The organism is Streptomyces sp. IBSNAI002 (assembly GCF_052244475.1).
Classification (GTDB): domain Bacteria; phylum Actinomycetota; class Actinomycetes; order Streptomycetales; family Streptomycetaceae; genus Streptomyces.
Genome location: NZ_JBQPXG010000002.1, coordinates 6,714,634 through 6,729,924 on the forward strand (window position 1 = coordinate 6,714,634; position 15,291 = coordinate 6,729,924).

General features: G+C 69.1%; 10 protein-coding genes and 3 pseudogenes. 5 read left to right on the plus strand and 8 right to left on the minus strand.

Features of this window, described 5'->3' with window-relative positions; translation table 11 throughout:
- The first annotated feature begins 4 nt into the window (after positions 1-4).
- Complete coding sequence (locus tag ACTVZO_RS31705; RefSeq protein WP_443301587.1) at positions 5-1,360, plus strand: M1 family metallopeptidase; 1,356 nt, start codon at positions 5-7, stop codon at positions 1,358-1,360.
- A 103-nt stretch (positions 1,361-1,463) separates the two neighbouring features.
- Here ACTVZO_RS31705 and ACTVZO_RS31710 read toward each other — a convergent pair whose 3' ends face one another.
- Together ACTVZO_RS31710 and ACTVZO_RS31715 are read right to left on the minus strand one after the other, a co-directional pair.
- Positions 1,464-2,285: a CbtA family protein gene (locus tag ACTVZO_RS31710; protein ID WP_443301588.1), complete on the minus strand. Its 822-nt coding sequence runs from the start codon at positions 2,283-2,285 to the stop codon at positions 1,464-1,466.
- Between the two features lie 12 nt (positions 2,286-2,297).
- Positions 2,298-2,525 (minus strand): CbtB domain-containing protein, encoded by a 228-nt coding sequence (locus ACTVZO_RS31715; RefSeq protein ID WP_384230533.1) that lies wholly within the window; start codon positions 2,523-2,525, stop codon positions 2,298-2,300.
- Positions 2,526-2,899: 374 nt separating this feature from the next.
- Here ACTVZO_RS31715 and ACTVZO_RS31720 point away from each other — a divergent pair, with 374 nt between their 5' ends.
- Positions 2,900-3,466: a histidine phosphatase family protein gene (locus tag ACTVZO_RS31720; protein ID WP_443301589.1), complete on the plus strand. Its 567-nt coding sequence runs from the start codon at positions 2,900-2,902 to the stop codon at positions 3,464-3,466.
- A gap of 512 nt (positions 3,467-3,978) precedes the next feature.
- On the opposite strand, the pseudogene ACTVZO_RS31725 reads toward ACTVZO_RS31720, so the two are convergent.
- From ACTVZO_RS31725 to ACTVZO_RS31745, 5 genes and pseudogenes are all read right to left on the minus strand, one after another.
- A pseudogene (locus ACTVZO_RS31725) lies at positions 3,979-4,164 on the minus strand (CorA family divalent cation transporter); the annotation flags it as partial.
- 401 nt (positions 4,165-4,565) lie between these two features.
- Positions 4,566-5,480: a hypothetical protein gene (locus ACTVZO_RS31730; RefSeq protein WP_443301590.1), complete on the minus strand. Its 915-nt coding sequence runs from the start codon at positions 5,478-5,480 to the stop codon at positions 4,566-4,568.
- Between the two features lie 114 nt (positions 5,481-5,594).
- Entirely contained in the window at positions 5,595-7,754 is a 2,160-nt protein-coding gene (locus ACTVZO_RS31735) for a hypothetical protein (RefSeq protein WP_443303436.1), read from the minus strand.
- A 633-nt stretch (positions 7,755-8,387) separates the two neighbouring features.
- Positions 8,388-8,744: pseudogene (locus ACTVZO_RS31740) on the minus strand (trypsin-like serine protease); the annotation flags it as partial.
- Positions 8,745-8,756: 12 nt separating this feature from the next.
- A complete protein-coding gene (locus ACTVZO_RS31745) occupies positions 8,757-9,083 on the minus strand; it encodes a trypco2 family protein (protein ID WP_443301591.1) in 327 nt (108 codons plus the stop codon).
- A gap of 356 nt (positions 9,084-9,439) precedes the next feature.
- Between ACTVZO_RS31745 and ACTVZO_RS31750 the strand changes: the two are divergent.
- Positions 9,440-10,190 (plus strand): annotated as a pseudogene (locus tag ACTVZO_RS31750) (transposase).
- A gap of 782 nt (positions 10,191-10,972) precedes the next feature.
- On the opposite strand, the gene ACTVZO_RS31755 reads toward ACTVZO_RS31750, so the two are convergent.
- Complete coding sequence (locus tag ACTVZO_RS31755) at positions 10,973-12,142, minus strand: magnesium and cobalt transport protein CorA (RefSeq protein ID WP_443301592.1); 1,170 nt, start codon at positions 12,140-12,142, stop codon at positions 10,973-10,975.
- A gap of 210 nt (positions 12,143-12,352) precedes the next feature.
- Here ACTVZO_RS31755 and ACTVZO_RS31760 point away from each other — a divergent pair, with 210 nt between their 5' ends.
- Both ACTVZO_RS31760 and ACTVZO_RS31765 read left to right on the plus strand, forming a co-directional pair.
- Positions 12,353-13,462 (plus strand): winged helix DNA-binding domain-containing protein, encoded by a 1,110-nt coding sequence (locus ACTVZO_RS31760; RefSeq protein ID WP_443301593.1) that lies wholly within the window; start codon positions 12,353-12,355, stop codon positions 13,460-13,462.
- Positions 13,463-13,507: 45 nt separating this feature from the next.
- The gene (locus ACTVZO_RS31765) at positions 13,508-15,220 is read left to right on the plus strand and encodes an AMP-binding protein (RefSeq protein WP_443301594.1); all 1,713 of its coding nucleotides are present in this window, start codon (positions 13,508-13,510) and stop codon (positions 15,218-15,220) included.
- Positions 15,221-15,291 lie beyond the last annotated feature (71 nt).

Consider the following 15,291-nt stretch of genomic DNA (forward strand, 5'->3'; position numbering starts at 1 on the left):
GGCAGTGAACGGCCAGCAGACAGCGGCAGCGGACCCGTATTTTCCGGCCAACGGCGACTCCCGTTACCGCGTGCACCGGTACGAAATCGCTCTGGAATACCGGCCCGGCCCCAACCGGCTGGCCGGGACGGCCCGGCTCAGCGCGATCGCCGGGCGGGCGCCGCTCTCCGAGTTCCACCTGAACCTGGCCGAGTTCAGAATAGGCCGCGTCCTCGTCAACGGCCGGGCCCCGCACTACGCGCACCGGGGCGGCAAGCTCCGCATCCGCCCGGCCAAGCCGCTGCCGGCCGGTGCCGCCTTCACCGTGGAGGTGCACTGGGCGGGCAACCCCAAGCCGGTGCGCAGCCCGTGGGGCGGCCTCGGCTGGGAGGAGCTGACCGACGGCGCGCTGGTGGCCAGCCAGCCCGTCGGGGCGCCCTCCTGGTACCCGTGCAACGACCGGCCCGCCGACAAGGCCTCGTACCACCTCTCGGTGAACACCCCCTCCGCGTACACGGTGGTCGCCGGGGGCCGCCTGCTCACCCGCACCACGAAGGCCAGCACGACCACCTGGGTGTACGAGCAGTCCGCGCCGACCTCCAGCTACCTGGTCGGCCTGTCCATCGGCATGTACCAGACGGTGCTGCTCGGCGACCCCGGGCTCGGCGGCGTACCGCAGAGCGCCCATGTCCCGGCGCACCTGCTGCCGGAGTTCTCCCGCGACTTCGCCCGGCAGCCCGCCATGATGCGGCTGTTCGAGGAGCTGTTCGGCCCCTATCCGCTCGCCGAGTACGCGGTGGTCGTCGCCGACGAGGAACTGGACGTCCCGGTGGAGGCGCAGGGCCTGTCCATGTTCGGCGTCAACCACGTGGACGGCGCCCGGGGGTCCGAGCGCCTCATCGCCCACGAGCTGGCGCACCAGTGGTTCGGCAACAGCGTGACCATCGCCGACTGGCGGCACATCTGGCTGAACGAGGGCTTCGCCAAGTACGCGGAATGGCTCTGGTCGGAGCGCTCCGGCGGGCGCAGCGCGCACGAGCTCGCCGCCGCCGCGCACCGGCTGCTGGCCTCGCAGCCGCAGGACCTGCGGCTGGCCGACCCGGGCCGCAAGCTGATGTTCGACGACCGCCTCTACCAGCGCGGCGGCCTCGCCGTGCACGCGGTGCGCGGGGCCCTGGGCGACGCCGCCTTCTTCCGCATGCTGCGCGACTGGGCGGGCCTGCACCGCCACAGCGTGGTGAGCACGGCCGCGTTCGTCACGCACGTGGCCCGCTACGCGGCGGAGCCGGTGGACGACCTGCTCGCGGCCTGGCTGTACGAGCCGGCCCTGCCGCCGCTGCCGATGCCGCCGCTGCCCCCGATGCCGCCGACGCCGGCGTAGGCCCGGCACTCGGCGCGGGCGCTTTCCGCGGGAACGACGCTGCCCCGCCGGGCCTTCGAGGGCCTGACGGGGCAGTGGTCACGCGGTGGGTGCGGAACGCGGATCAGCCGAGGGCGGCCGTCCTCGGCTGCGCACCGGCACGGGCCTCATCGGTTTCGGCCGCCCGAGGAGCCAGCAGCCGCTGCGCCAGGACGCCGAACACGATCGCGAAGACCACCCAGAGCACGACCTGCACGGCCAGCGAGGCGACCCGGAACTCCCACAACAGGGCTGCGGGGAAACCGGGCTTGACCGCGTCGTCGTTGTCCGGCAGGAACGCGAACGCGAGGCCGGTGGCGACGAGGAACCCGCCGCCGGCGGCCAGGGTCGCGTTCCAGTTGCCCAGGCGCGGGGCCAGGCGGCGGCCGGCGATGACCGCACCGACGCCGAGCAGCACGCTGAGCAGGATCATCAGGAAGAACAGCGTGGTGCGCTGCCCGATGGTGTCCGGGTTGCCGACCGCCGGCGGAGTGGCCGGGTACTTCAGGAACGGCACCAGGTACACGGTGGCGAAGGCCGCCCCCGCGGTGAGGGCCGCCGTGGCCCGCGGGCCGAACCGGCCCACGCGCCCCAGGGCGAAGGAGAACGCCAGGGAGGCGATGCCGCCCAGGGCGACCCCGTAGACGAGGACACCGGTGGCCAGTCCGGCCGTGGACTGCACCGGCCGGCTGACCAGTTCTTCCTCTTCCTCCTCCGGCGCGGCTTCGGCGCCGTGTCCGGCGTGGGCGCCCGCCGCGTCCTGCGCGGCCTGGGCCTCCTCCACCGCGATGGAGCCGTTGACGGGGGGCTCACCGACGACGTAGGCGACGGCGAAGGCGAAGAGCCCGGCGATCAGGCCCGCGAGCATGCCGCGGACCAGGAGACCTCTGACAGTCGAGGCGTACATGTGCGTTGCCTCTCAGTGGCAGGGGAAGCCGAGCAGGTGACGGCCGTCGTGGACCCATTCGTGCACGCCGGCACCGGAGAACACGGACGTGGCGCCCTGCTCCGCACCGACGAAGTACAGGGCGACGAGCATCAGCAGGCCGACGAAGAGAGCCCAGGGCAGTACCGCGCGCACGGGCAGCGGGGCCGGCAGAGAGCCGGAAGGGGTGGGTATGGCGGGGGAGACGGCAGCCTCGGCCATGGTGGAACCTCCTCGGGGAACACGCGTCCCATACGGTGGTGCAGGACGACGGTCCGCGGGTCTGACTCGCCGCGGCGCACCCAGGGGATGGCGCCGCAGCACACAGTGGCGCGACCATGCCGGATTCACACCGGACTTCCGTCTCGCCGTCGTCACTTTGTTGAAATGTCGCCTGACGGTACCGTGCGCGGCACCGCCCGCCAAGAGCGTGAGGCCTGCATCACCCCCGCACGCCCCCTATAAGCTGCCGAACCGGGAACCACAGCCCACGGCGGCCCCAGCACACCCCGACCGCGGCCCGAGCCCGTCCCGAGCCCACCCCGACCACGCGTGCCCGACCACGCCCCACCCCCACCGCTACGGCAAAGGCCCCGATGACCGTCCGGCTGACCCTGATCTCCCCCGCGACGAGCGAGGCCCTGCGGGACGTCCGCTTCGACGACGAGAGCCCCCTCGATCCCGCGGGCACCGCCCGCACCGAGGCCGCCGCGGCCGCAGTCCCCCGGACCGCGCGCAGTTACGCCTCCCCGTCCCTCCGCTGCCGCCAGACCGCCCGGGCCCTGGGCCTGCGGCCGGAGCCGGCGCCCGCCCTGGCCGGCTGCGACATGGGGCGCTGGCGGGGCCTGACCCTGGACGCGGTGGCGGCCGCCGAAGGCGAGGCCGTCGCCGCCTGGCTGTCGGACCCGTCGGCCGTGCCGCACGGCGGGGAATCCCTGCGCGACGTACGCACCCGCGTCGGCACCTGGCTCGACGCCCTCCCCGCCCAGCCCGGCCTTCTCACGGCCGTCGTGGAACCGGACGTCATCCGCGCGGCCCTGATCCACGCCCTCGAAGCCCCGGACGGGTCGTTCTGGCGCCTGGACGTCCGCCCGCTGTCCACCCTCCACCTCACGGGCCGGGCCAACCGGTGGAACCTCCGCCTCGGAAACCCGCTGCCATGAGGCCGTGGGACTGAAATTGATCACCCGATAGCCAGCAAAGACCGACAGCGCGCCGGTGTGAACAGCTGACCGCATGGGTTCGCGTGGGCGAGTGAAGGCCGGCGCACCGCATGCCCTGTGCACCGTGGCGGCGTCCCTGGTCCTGTCCGCGGTTCCCACGGTGGCGGCCGCGGAGACCGGCCCCACTGCCGCGCCGACACGGGCAACGGCCCGGCGTCCGCAACACGGCGACCGCCACCGCGCAGACCAAGGACCCCAAGCCGGAGAACAACACCAGCAGCCCCGCGGGCCTGCCCGGCAGCACGGTCAACAAGCAGACCGCGGACCTCGCCGTCACGAAGGAGGCCCTCGCTACGAAGGCTCCGGCGCCCGGTGAGGCCTTCGACTACCTGATCAGCGACACCAACAACGGCCTGTCGGCCGACGCGTTCAACGTCAAGCTGACCGACAACATCGCCCCCGCCTCCGAGCACGACCAGCACACCGCCACTGTGCCCGGCCCCCACCCCTCCCTACAGCCAGTCGCGCTTCTTGAAGATGACGTACAGGCTGACGCAGACCACTGCCATCAGGAGGATCGCGAAGGGGTAGCCGCCCGCCCACTTGAGCTCCGGCATGTCTTCGAAGTTCATGCCGTAGATGGTTCCCACCAATGTGGGTGCAAACAAGATGGCGGCCCAGGAGGAGATCTTCTTGAAGTCGTCACCCGCACGCCGCTGACCTGCGGAAACCGACTGCACGGGCGCCCCGACCTGCAACGATCCGCCTTTCGGACCCTTTCGCCGTACTGCCCGCTTGTACGGCCGATCCTCCCCAGCCGCTCCCCAACGGACCTTCATTCTCCCCAGCTTCTCCCCAGCCGCACTGGCTGGTGGTGGATTGTCACTGGTCGGGGAGGCTCATCGGGTTGAAGGCACTGGTACACACAGCAGTGGGGAGGCGGCACGACCGACAGTTGTTCGTGGGTGGCCTCCGGAGGGTGGCCGACCCGCTTGAGGTGAGGCGGCAACGCTTGGCCTCCCGCTGACCTGCAGCCTTGTCAGAGGCCCCTGCCGAAGTGAGTGCCTCGCTCGACCGGCAGGCAGCGCAGGGGCGCCGATCAGTCGGTTCCGGATGGGGCGCGATCGTCGATGACAATCCGAGTCCTGCTGGCATTGCTCTGCAAAGGAACGGCCTCGTTGATGACACTGACGATTCGGCTGTAGTACGTCGCGGCGAGGGCACGGTCCTCAAGTGAGGTCGTGTGCGAGTGCTGGGTGGTGTGCAGCGCGCTGAGGATGGCAAGCAGGGTGCGTCCCGAGAGCGTCACGCGGGTCTGCTCGTCGTCATCACCATTGGTGGCGAGCCCGGGTAGGCGGAAGTGCGCGTTTTGGGCTGCCTCTTCCACAATGAACGCCCACGCGTCACGGTGGCAGATCAGATCGGCGGCACTGATGCCTGCTGCTTGCTCCAGTGCGACGTCCAGTGTCCGCTGCCTGGTAGGCGCGCCGGGTTGCTCTTCGGGACCGTCGGCGGCGGGCTCCGGGAGTTCCCCGTCAGGGACCTGCATGTGTGCACCAAGGGTGGGCGGGGGCCACGGACCGGGTGAGAGTGCAGGCCGGCTGGGGTATCCGGCTGTGTCGCCGAGAGGTTCGATTCTTGCTTCGGCAGCTTCGCGGCGTGTTGTCTCAAGCTCGAGGCGCAGCGATTCCGATTCGCGGCGAGATTCAGTGATGGTCTTGTGGGCGTCGTTGAGTTCACGGCGGAGCTCGCGTAGGTCATCGCGAAGATCTTGCAGGCCGCTCTCCAGGCTAGTGCCAAGTTGTTGGCGGAGCTCGGTGTTGAGGCTGCGGAGCTCGGCCAGGCCACTCCGCAGTTCCTGTGCGAATTCGGTACGCAGCAGCGCGAGCTCGTCGGCTGTCTCATTGCGCTGTTCGTCAATGGAACGGCGGAACATGGCCATGCCGGTCCCCCTCTTCTTGGGTGCGTTGTTCGGCAAAATTCCAAGGATCGTGGTGTCGGGACGGTCGTGCACGGATTCTTCAGGGCACTGGCCTGATCGTTTTGTCGTCAGTCTGAAGCGTGTCGAAAGTAGGGCGCGGAATCCTGTGTGCGCTACTGCGGCGCAGTCGGGCCCATGGCGGGCAACCTAGGGATCGAGAATGACGGTCCATCTATCGGCTGGCCCGTGGCTGGGCGATGGTGCGCGAGCAACTACACCCAGGCAGGTTTGGGGGCGGGCATCGAGGATGTGGTCGAGTTCTCTGGCGGCGTCATCGACCATGTTCTGGCCGACAAGGATGATCCGTGGCTTCCAGAGGTCGTTCCGGGGGTCGTTCAAGCGGGCGTCGCGGGGATGCGCGACGCCCAGGGCGCGGAGCGCGGAGCGGACCTGAGCGCTGTGGGCCCGTACGGCTTCGATCGCACCCTCAACACTGTCGTGCGGGGTGGCGTCAGCAAGGTGCCACAGGTGTCCAGGGACGCCTGTCACATGGACGTGCGGTCGGTTGGCGTGGGGCCTGTGGGTGAGCTCGAATGCCAGCTCGCCGAGAATGGGTTGGACGTGTGCAGCAGAGCCTTTGAGATGGATGAGTCCGACATGCTCCAGGTCGACGAACGTGATCGCTCCGTCGGGTGTCCAGCCAAGGTGCACTAGAGCCGGGTAAGCATGTGGTGGCGCGCTTACCTCGACGTCGATTGGCAGTACGTGGTCACTGCTACAACGCCACACGTTGTTGGTTCCTTGGGAGCGGAACGGTTCGATGGCAGGTGCGGCGGTGGAGAGGTTCAGCTCGATGGAGCTGTCCCGGCCAAGGACAATCGTGTTCACGGCGGGTAGGAGTCTGTTAGATCGGCGAGCCCCCTCCGTGAGGCATCGCAGCGCGTGATCCATCCTTTGCTGTCTCTCCGGGTCAATGACGGCACCACTCGCGAAGTGGAACCAGGAGGTGATCGGCTCCTGGGCTCCAAGGTGTGCCCGCGGAGGGAGGAGAAGGGTGAGATCCGCCGGAAGCGCCAGCTCCGGCTCGGCAGGCGCCGACTCCGAAGGCTCTGTAGGCTCCGGCTCGGCAGGCACGAAGTCCGAGGGCTGAGTAACCTCCGAGTCCGGCTCCAGGTCAGACTCGGCAGGCGCCGGCTCCGGGTCAACCCGCTGGGCGGGCGCGCTGGCTCTTGGCGTGAGCTCCTCCAGGAGAGCGTCTAGTCGTCGGAGCTGATTCGTTGAGTCGCGCTCACCATTATTCGCTCGAGAGATGGCCGCAGGTTTGAGCGCCGTCAGCCAACTGACCGCGTCACGCGAGGGGAGTCCGGCGGTGACATCGAGTGCAGTGGTGAGGAGCACGTCCGGCGCAGCTGCAACGGCGCGGGCGACGCTGTCCGTGAGGGTGGGCTGATGTGTCGTGGCGCGTGCCAGGACGGACAGAGCACGGTGCTGCTGGACGCTGGAAAGGCCAGCGTCGGGGAGAATGTGGGCGACGAGTTCACTGTCTCCGTCGCGGTCTGCCTGAACGATGAGTTCAGCAGCGAGAACGTCTGGACTCATGGCCCCCCAGTGTGCCCCGTCCGTCGCTGGGTAGAGGTCGGCAAGCATCTGCTCGATACGGCGCATAACTTCACGGTCCGGGGGCTGCGATGTGTCGAAGTCGCGGTCATGGAATCGAAATGCTGCCATGACCGCGTTCAGGGCATCTCGGCGTTCCGCCGCACCGACAATGCGCTGCACAGCTACCAGTTGACGTAAGAGGTCCCGCTGTTTGCGGAAGACGTTCTCCAGGCCGTGTGAGCGGGCGCTGTGCCGCCAGTACCTGCTTTCGTGGGCCAGCAGGACGTCAACTGGACGGACGGTGCCGGCGGTGGAGGGAACCGTGACGGCTTCCAACACCTTTGCGAGAGCGGCCATATGGACAGAGACGGCGAGTTCGTCGGGTGGATCCGTGGAATCGTGACCATATGGGACCTCCTGTAGCGGGCCGTCACCACTGCTGGTCTCCAGTGATCCATCGAACGCGATGAGGTGCTCAATACGCTCGCGGAAGGCGCGGGTGGCTACCTCGAAGTTTCGTGCGCTGTCAAGACGCGGATGCATCGCCGAGGGATCTAGCCGAACCAGGGCGCCTCGATCCATCACCGTTGTTCCCTGCCAGTCCACTTGGAGATCTGTCCACCACCGGTGCGCTGTGCGTGCGAGGAGCAGAATGCGCACTGGGTCATGGGCGTGACGTGCACCGGAGAACAGGCGCAACACCTCATTAACCTGATCAACCCGGGTCTCGGCGTAGTCAAGGATCAGCAGGAGCGGCCGGATGTTCATCGTTAGTGATTCCGGCAACACACCAGGTCGCTGGACGTCTGATAAGAATCCTGCCGTCCAAGGCGACCGCCTCTGAGTCATGCGACGCATCAGTTCCGTCGCTAGCCGTGTCTTCCCTACACCTCCGGGGCCAAAGGCCAGTGCCACATCCACCACACGCCGACTGGTGCACCAGGACGTCAAGTTAGTGATCTGATCAGCCATACCTGTGAATGGCACGACCTCGGCCTGAGGTGATAGCAAGTAGGACGGTGATAAGTGTGGAACGGGAGGGGCGTGGAAGAGGGGGCTCTGGTCGGCTGACTCCAATTGGGGGGCGACGCCTGTATATGCAGTCAGTGCGGCTATGAAGCTATCAAGCGCAAGTAGACGTCGCACTGGCAAGGCCCAGAGTGTTCGACCTCTCCAAAGGTCTGGTACTGCCTCCACTAGCGCGATCAGAATTTCATTGCAGAACAGCCCGGCGCCCGACAGGCCGCTCCAGCCGCTCTCTCCGTCCGGATCCTCCGGGACCGCGTTGGAGACATCCACGTCGTACTTCGCAGCATTCAGACCCGTCACCGGACTGACACGGCCGAGCACTTGACGACTGTCATGCACGGTGCCGTGCCTGCCGTCTGGAAGAACCTTGCTAAGCCTCGCGGCCCGTGGGAACCCAACAGCCGAACACTCCGAGTCGGCCTGTGGGCCCGCGCAAGTCAGCTCACCCCATCTCACAGGCGCCAGGTCCCGCCCCAAACGGCGCGGGTCGCCCCGCAAGAGGACCGCATCCAGATCCCGGTCGCCGATCCACAGCACCTCAACGGAATGCTGTTGCTGGTCACGCAGCACCCGCACACGGATCCGCCCTCCGAGCTTCGGTGGTCTCCCGTCTGCTTCCACGACGACGTGCAACGCCGTGAGGACCAAGCCTGGAGCGATCAAGGTGCCTGACCCACACCCGCTGGCACCGAGCACTTCAACTGTTCGTGGCCAGCTCGCAGCCTCCACCGCCCGCCTCAGTTACTCGAAGAGGCTCTCACCGACCGTATCCCCGAAATTGGACGCGTCCCCATTGATCAGCACGTGGTCCGCGCCATTGACCTCAAGATTCACCGTCAACCGGTGTGTCCGGGATCTCGACCATTCTCCCTTCGCATCCGTGGAGACGACGAAGGCCTTCACCCCACCCGACGCTGCCCCGCTAGCCCGAAGCTCGATACCCAGGTCCAATGTCACCTCCTTGACCTTGAAGCGGATCGCAGCCCCGTCCCCTTCCTGCTGGGCAGCAGCAAGGCCTGCCCGCACGGCCTTGAGTGCCTCGGCCAACTCAGTCCCGTCCTGCTCCACGAGCCCTCCCCCTTTGGTTACTTCGTGATCGAGTGTGTAGCAGTAGGTGTACTTGCCGCAGACTTTTCGCGCATTTCCCCACCCTCAGCTGCCGGGATCTTCTACCCATCGGACCCGCATCGTGCCCTCCCTGTGTCACTGGCGACCGAGCAGGAGGTAGAGCGGACCCACGACTCCAAGGCCAACCCTGAGGGCAGCGCTTACCTATGGATGAAGGAGCGCGATGCGTTGAGCCCTTTCAGCGTGGCCACTGAACGGGTGACGGTGCTGCTGGGGGCGAGGGACCGCAACGCACGAGGCTCCCGTGCCGTTGGGGGAGGTGTTCGAAGTCTCAACCCACGGGCACAGGAGCCGCGTTGGTTCCCTATCCTGCCGCACTCGACCTGCCTCACGCCCTGGTCGAGTGGGTCACGATGCTCATCGTCACCCGCGAGGATGACCGACGGTGCAAACTCCCGCCGCACCAGCGTGCGCTGGTCGCCCTGGTGTACTTGCGCCGTCACGACACCCTCGCGCGCATCGCGGTCGGCTTCGGGATATCCGTCCGTACCGCGCACGCCTACGTCACGGGCGTCGTCGGTCTGCTCGCCGACCGTGCTCCGGGCCTGCTGAAGGTCCTGCGCGAGAGCGCCCCGGACTTCGTCCTGCTGGGCGGGACCCTCGCCGAATGCGACCGGGCCGGCGACGGCCGCGGCGACTACTCCGCCAAGCACCGCCGGCACGGCGTGAACGTCCAGGTCGTCACCGATCCCGTCGGCGAGGTGCTGTGGATCTCGCCCGCCCTGCCGGGCCGCACCCACGACCTGACCGCAGCCCGCGGCCACCGGATCATCCGGATCTGCGAACGCCAGGGCACCCCCCGTCCTGGCCGACCGCGCTTACCAGGGCGCCGGCCCCTGGGTCACCACCGGACTCAAACGACCACCCGGCGGTGAACTCACCCCCCCACAGCGCACCGTCAACCGCGCCCTCGCCCAGGCCCGAGCGCCCGTCGAACGCGGCATGGCGCGGCTGAAGTCCTGGCAGATCTTCCGCAGATCCCGCATCAGCCCCAACCGCATGACCGTCATCGCCAAAGCCGTCCTCACCCTGGAGAGGCAACGCTGAAAGGGCTCACTGTCGTGGGCAGCCGCCGCGTGTCTATGGGAACGGATCCGCGCCGCCGTCCTTGCAGCGGCGGACGCCGACGACGACATCGACTGGACCGCGTCGGTCGAGCCGAGGCATGCGAAGAGGGGCAACAGGCCGCCGCGAGTCGGCCGATCACGCGCTCGGACGCTCACACGGAGGGCTGAGCACCAAGGTCCACCTGGCGACCGACGGCCGGGCCCGGCTGCTGGCCTTCACCCTCACCGCAGGCCGGGCTGGTGACGCATGGGCCTTCGAGACCTTCATGGTCTGCGTGCCCCGAACAGGCCTGGCCCTGTTCCAGGCCCGCAGCCATTCCGGCCGACGCGCCAACTCCTCCCGCGAGATCTGGGAGCATCTGGGCGGTCATTCCACAGTCGTCCTACCAGATCGGCCACAGCCTACGGCGAGGCTGGCAAGGCAGCCGCCTACCCGGCTTCGATCGTGAACCCTACAAGCAGCGGAACACCGTCGGGCGATGTATCAGCAACCTCAAGCGGCGGCGCGGCCTGGCCACGCGATGCGACAAGTTCGCCCTCGCCGACCAAGCTGCACTTCACCTGTGTTGCCCTTTTCGTTACCCTCCGCAGGCACGTGCTGCTGGAAGTGATCGACGGTGCGGGAGGGGGTAGCCCCAGGGTGCGGGGGAGTGCCCTGCGGGATCGGGCTGCGCATTCTCCCCAGATTCTCCCTAGGGGGCTCGACGGGCCATTTCTCGGCATTCGCAAGAGCTAAGTTGATCGGTGATCGTGAGGTGCGGGCTATAGCCAGTCGCGCTTCTTGAAGATGACGTACAGGCTGACGCAGACCACTGCCATCAGGAGGATCGCGAAGGGGTAGCCGCCCGCCCACTTGAGCTCCGGCATGTCTTCGAAGTTCATGCCGTAGATCGTGCCGACCAGTGTGGGTGCAAACAGGATGGCGGCCCACGAGGAGATCTTCTTGATTTCCTCGTTCTGTTCGAAGCCTGCCTCGGCCAGGGCGCGCATTTCGGCGTTCTGTTGTTGGGAGACCAGGGTGGCGTTGACCGTCAGGATTTCCGTCAGGGCCTGGCGGAAGCCGTCGACTCGTTCGCTCGTGTGCGTGACGTGGTCGGCCACGTCGCGGAGGTAGCGCTGGAGTTCCTCGTCCGTGCCGTACTTCGCGAAGCCCGCCATCAGGCCGTGGAGCATGCCGACCAGGGGGCGGGTCGCGCGTTGGAACTCGACCATTTCGCGGGAGAGTTCGTAGATGCGGCGGGAGACCGCCGGGTCGCCGCGGAAGACCTCCGTCTCGATCTCGTCGATGTCCGTCTGGACGCCCTCGACGACCGGGGCGTAGCCGTCGACCACGGCGTCGAGGATCGCGTACAGGGCGGCCTCGGGGCCGAGGGAGAGGAGTTCCGGGGTCTGCTCCATGCGGTGGCGGACCGTGGAGAGGTCCGGGGCGCCGCCGTGGCGGACCGTGATCAGGAAGTCCGGGCCGACGAAGATGTGGAGCTCGCCGAAGTCCACCTCCTCCTGGGCGTCGAGGTAGCGGGCCGCGCGCAGGACCACGAAGAGGGTGTCGCCGTAGCGTTCCAGTTTGGGGCGCTGGTGGGCTTCCAGGGCGTCTTCCACGGCCAGTTCGTGGAGGTTGAACTCGGCCGCCAGGGAGTGGAGTTCGAGTTCGGTCGGGCGGTGCAGGCCGATCCAGGCCATCCCGTCCGGCTCTTCGCGCAGCTGCCGGAAGGTGTCCGCCAGGGTGGTGGGGGAGGCGATGCGGCGGCCGTCGCGGTAGACGGCCGAGTCGATCACGCTGCGGTGGTTCGGGGGCGTGGCGGCGGACGGCGCCGGCTGGGGGGTGGCCCGGGGGCCCGCCGGGGGAGCGGTGGGCGGGGAAGCGGGGCGACGCCATCCCACGCGCTTTCCGGCGGGCGGAGGCGAGGGGCGGCGGTCTGGGCGCTCCGACATCGCAGGTCAGCTCCCGGTCGAACGTCTGTTTACGGGCAAGGTGCAGGATATACGGGCGATCCGGGACAGGGTGCGATCGCATTCATTTCGGGCCCTGGCCCGGGCCCGCACCCTCTGCCCGGCGCCCCCGCCGCAGGCCGTCCGGAGCCCCCTGCGGACAGGGTGAAGTTGCGGACAGTAGGTGTCCGCAAGGGGGGCTAGTTTGCTGTCATGGCTTCCAGGACATCGCATCCCGTGCTCGACGAACGCGCCCTCAACCGCGCCACGCTCGCCCGCCAGCTCCTGCTGAGCCGCGCCGAGATGTCCGCGCGGGACGCCGTCGGGCACCTCCTCGGGCTTCAGGCGCAGAACGTGAAGCCGCCCTACTTCCAGCTCCACGCCCGCCTCGCCGGCTTCCGTCCCGCCGAGCTGGCCGGGCTGATGGAGTCCCGGGAGGCGGTGCGGATGGTCACCATGCGGTCGACCATCCACACGCACACCGCCGACGACGCCCTGACCCTGCGGCCCCTGGTCCAGCCCGCCCGCGACCGCGAGGTGAACTACTTCCGCAAGGGGCTCACCGGGGTGGACCTGGACCGGCTCGCGGAGCTCGCCCGCGCCTTCGTCGACACCGAACCGCGGACCATGGCGGAGCTCCGCGAAGAGCTGCTCGAGGAATGGCCCGAAGCAGACCCGCAGTCCCTCTCCGTCGCCGCCCGCTGCCGGCTCCCACTGGTCCAGGTCACTCCCCGGGGTGTGTGGGGGCGCAGCGGCCAGGTCCGGCTGACCACCGTCGAGAACTGGCTCGGACGGCCCGCCGGCGAGGCCCAGCCGGTGGACCAGGTCGTCCTGCGCTACCTCGCCGCCTTCGGCCCCGCCTCCGTGAAGGACATGCAGGTGTGGGCCGGCCTGACCCGGCTGGGCGAGGCCTTCGAGCGGCTGCGCCCCGGCCTGGCCGTCTTCCGGGACGGGAACGGCGTCGAACTCTTCGACCTGCCCGACGCGCCCCGCCCGGACCCCGACACCCCGGCTCCGCCGCGCTTCCTCCCCGAGTTCGACAACCTGCTCCTCTCCCACGCCGACCGCACCCGCGTGGTCGCCCCCGAGATCAAGGGCCGCACCTGGACGGGCAACCAGGCGCACTGCACCCTGCTCGTCGACGGCTTCCTCGCCGGTCTCTGGAAGCAGGACGGGAACACGCTCACCGTGGAGCTCTTCGAGGAGACGCGGGCGGGGCGGATGGAGGAGATCGTCGCCGAGGGCGAGCTGATGCTCGCCGCCATGGGCGGAACCAGCAGTACCGGCCGGGTTTCCGTACGCTTCGCGTCAATCCACGGCTGACGCGCCGCTGGTGGTCCGCGCACCCCACGCGGCACGATGCCAGGCATGACGACCGAGAGCAGCCCGAACACCGAGAGCAGCGCCGCCGCCCAGTTCCTGGCCGCGCGGGACTTCCTGCTGGAGCGCCGCGGCGACTACGAAGGCGCTCGCGCCGGATTCAGCTGGCCCCGCCCGCACCGGTTCAACTGGGCGCTGGACTGGTTCGACCACATCGCCGCCGGGAACGCCGCCGACGCCCTGCACATCGTCGAGGAGGACGGCAGCAGCCGCTCCCTCTCCTTCCAGGAGCTGTCCGTACGGTCCGACGCGGCCGCCGCCTGGCTGCGCGAGCAGGGCGTCGCGGCCGGCGACCGGGTCCTCGTCATGCTCGGCAACCAGAGCGAGCTCTGGGAGGTCATGCTCGGCGCGATGAAACTGCGTGCCGTCGTCATCCCTGCCACCCCGCTGCTCGGCGCGGCCGACCTGCGCGACCGCATCGAGCGCGGTCAGGTACGGCACGTCATCGCGCGGGCCTCGGACACCGGCAAGTTCGACGAGGTCCCGGGCACCTACACCCGGATCGCCGCCGGACCGGAGGTCCCCGCCGGCTGGCGCCGGCTGGCCGGCATGGACGAGGCCGCGTACGCCGCCCCGGGCGCCTTCACGCCCGACGGCGAAACCCTCGCCACCGACCCGCTGATGCTCTACTTCACCTCCGGCACCACGGACCGCCCCAAGCTCGTGGAGCACACGCACGCCTCGTACCCCATCGGGCACCTCTCCACCATGTACTGGCTCGGGCTGCGCCCCGGCGACGTCCACCTCAACATCGCCTCGCCCGGCTGGGCCAAGCACGCCTGGTCCAACCTCTTCGCACCCTGGAACGCCGGGGCCACCGTCTTCGTCCACAACTACACCCGCTTCGACGCCGAGCGGCTGATGGACCAGATGGACCGGCACGGCGTGACCACCTTCTGCGCACCGCCCACCGTGTGGCGGATGCTCATCCAGTCCGACCTCACCAGGCTCGCCAACCCGCCGCGCGAGGCCGTCGCCGCGGGGGAGCCGCTCAACCCGGAGGTCATCGAGAAGGTCCGGCAGGCCTGGGGCGTCACCATCCGGGACGGGTTCGGGCAGACCGAGACCACCCTGCAGGTCGGCAACTTCCCCGGCGTGCCCGTCAAGCCAGGCTCCATGGGCCGTCCCGCGCCCGGCTACGAGATCGTCCTGCTGGACCCGGTCACGGGCAAGGAGTCCCCCGACGAGGGCGAGCTCTGCGTGGACCTGCGCGTCAAGCCCGCCGGCGTCACCACCGGGTACCGCGACGACCCGGAGCGCACCGCCGAGGCCATGGCGGACGGGCTCTACCGCACCGGGGACATCGCCTCGCGCGACGCCGACGGCTACCTCACGTACGTCGGGCGCTCCGACGACGTCTTCAAGGCCTCGGACTACAAGATCAGCCCGTTCGAGCTGGAGAGCGCCCTGCTGGAGCACGAGGCCGTCGCCGAGGCGGCCGTCGTCCCCGCCCCGGACGCACTGCGGCTCGCCGTGCCGAAGGCGTACGTCACCCTCGCCGCGGGCTGGGAGCCCGGGCCGGAGACGGCCCGGGCCCTGTTCGAGCACTCCCGCGCGGTGCTGTCCCCGTACAAGCGGATCCGGCGCATCGAGTTCGGCGAGCTCCCCAAGACCGTGTCCGGCAAGATCCGCCGGGTGGAGCTGCGGGAGCTCACCGCGGCCGGCGCACCGGGGGAGTACGACGAGGCCGACCTCGGCTGACGCGCACCCGGGCGCCGGGGACCGTCGACGACAGGATCCCCCGGCGCCGCGGGCGTCGGACGTCGCGGGCG

What these genes read in the sequence shown, in the direction of transcription:
- ACTVZO_RS31710 (WP_443301588.1), bottom strand. Translation starts at nt 2,285, where the DNA reads ATGTACGCCTCGACTGTCAGAGGTCTCCTGGTCCGCGGCATGCTCGCG.
- ACTVZO_RS31755 (WP_443301592.1), bottom strand. Translation starts at nt 12,142, where the DNA reads ATGTCGGAGCGCCCAGACCGCCGCCCCTCGCCTCCGCCCGCCGGAAAG.
- ACTVZO_RS31735 (WP_443303436.1), bottom strand. Translation starts at nt 7,754, where the DNA reads ATGAACATCCGGCCGCTCCTGCTGATCCTTGACTACGCCGAGACCCGG.
- ACTVZO_RS31760 (WP_443301593.1), top strand. Translation starts at nt 12,353, where the DNA reads ATGGCTTCCAGGACATCGCATCCCGTGCTCGACGAACGCGCCCTCAAC.
- ACTVZO_RS31765 (WP_443301594.1), top strand. Translation starts at nt 13,508, where the DNA reads ATGACGACCGAGAGCAGCCCGAACACCGAGAGCAGCGCCGCCGCCCAG.
- ACTVZO_RS31720 (WP_443301589.1), top strand. Translation starts at nt 2,900, where the DNA reads ATGACCGTCCGGCTGACCCTGATCTCCCCCGCGACGAGCGAGGCCCTG.
- ACTVZO_RS31715 (WP_384230533.1), bottom strand. Translation starts at nt 2,525, where the DNA reads ATGGCCGAGGCTGCCGTCTCCCCCGCCATACCCACCCCTTCCGGCTCT.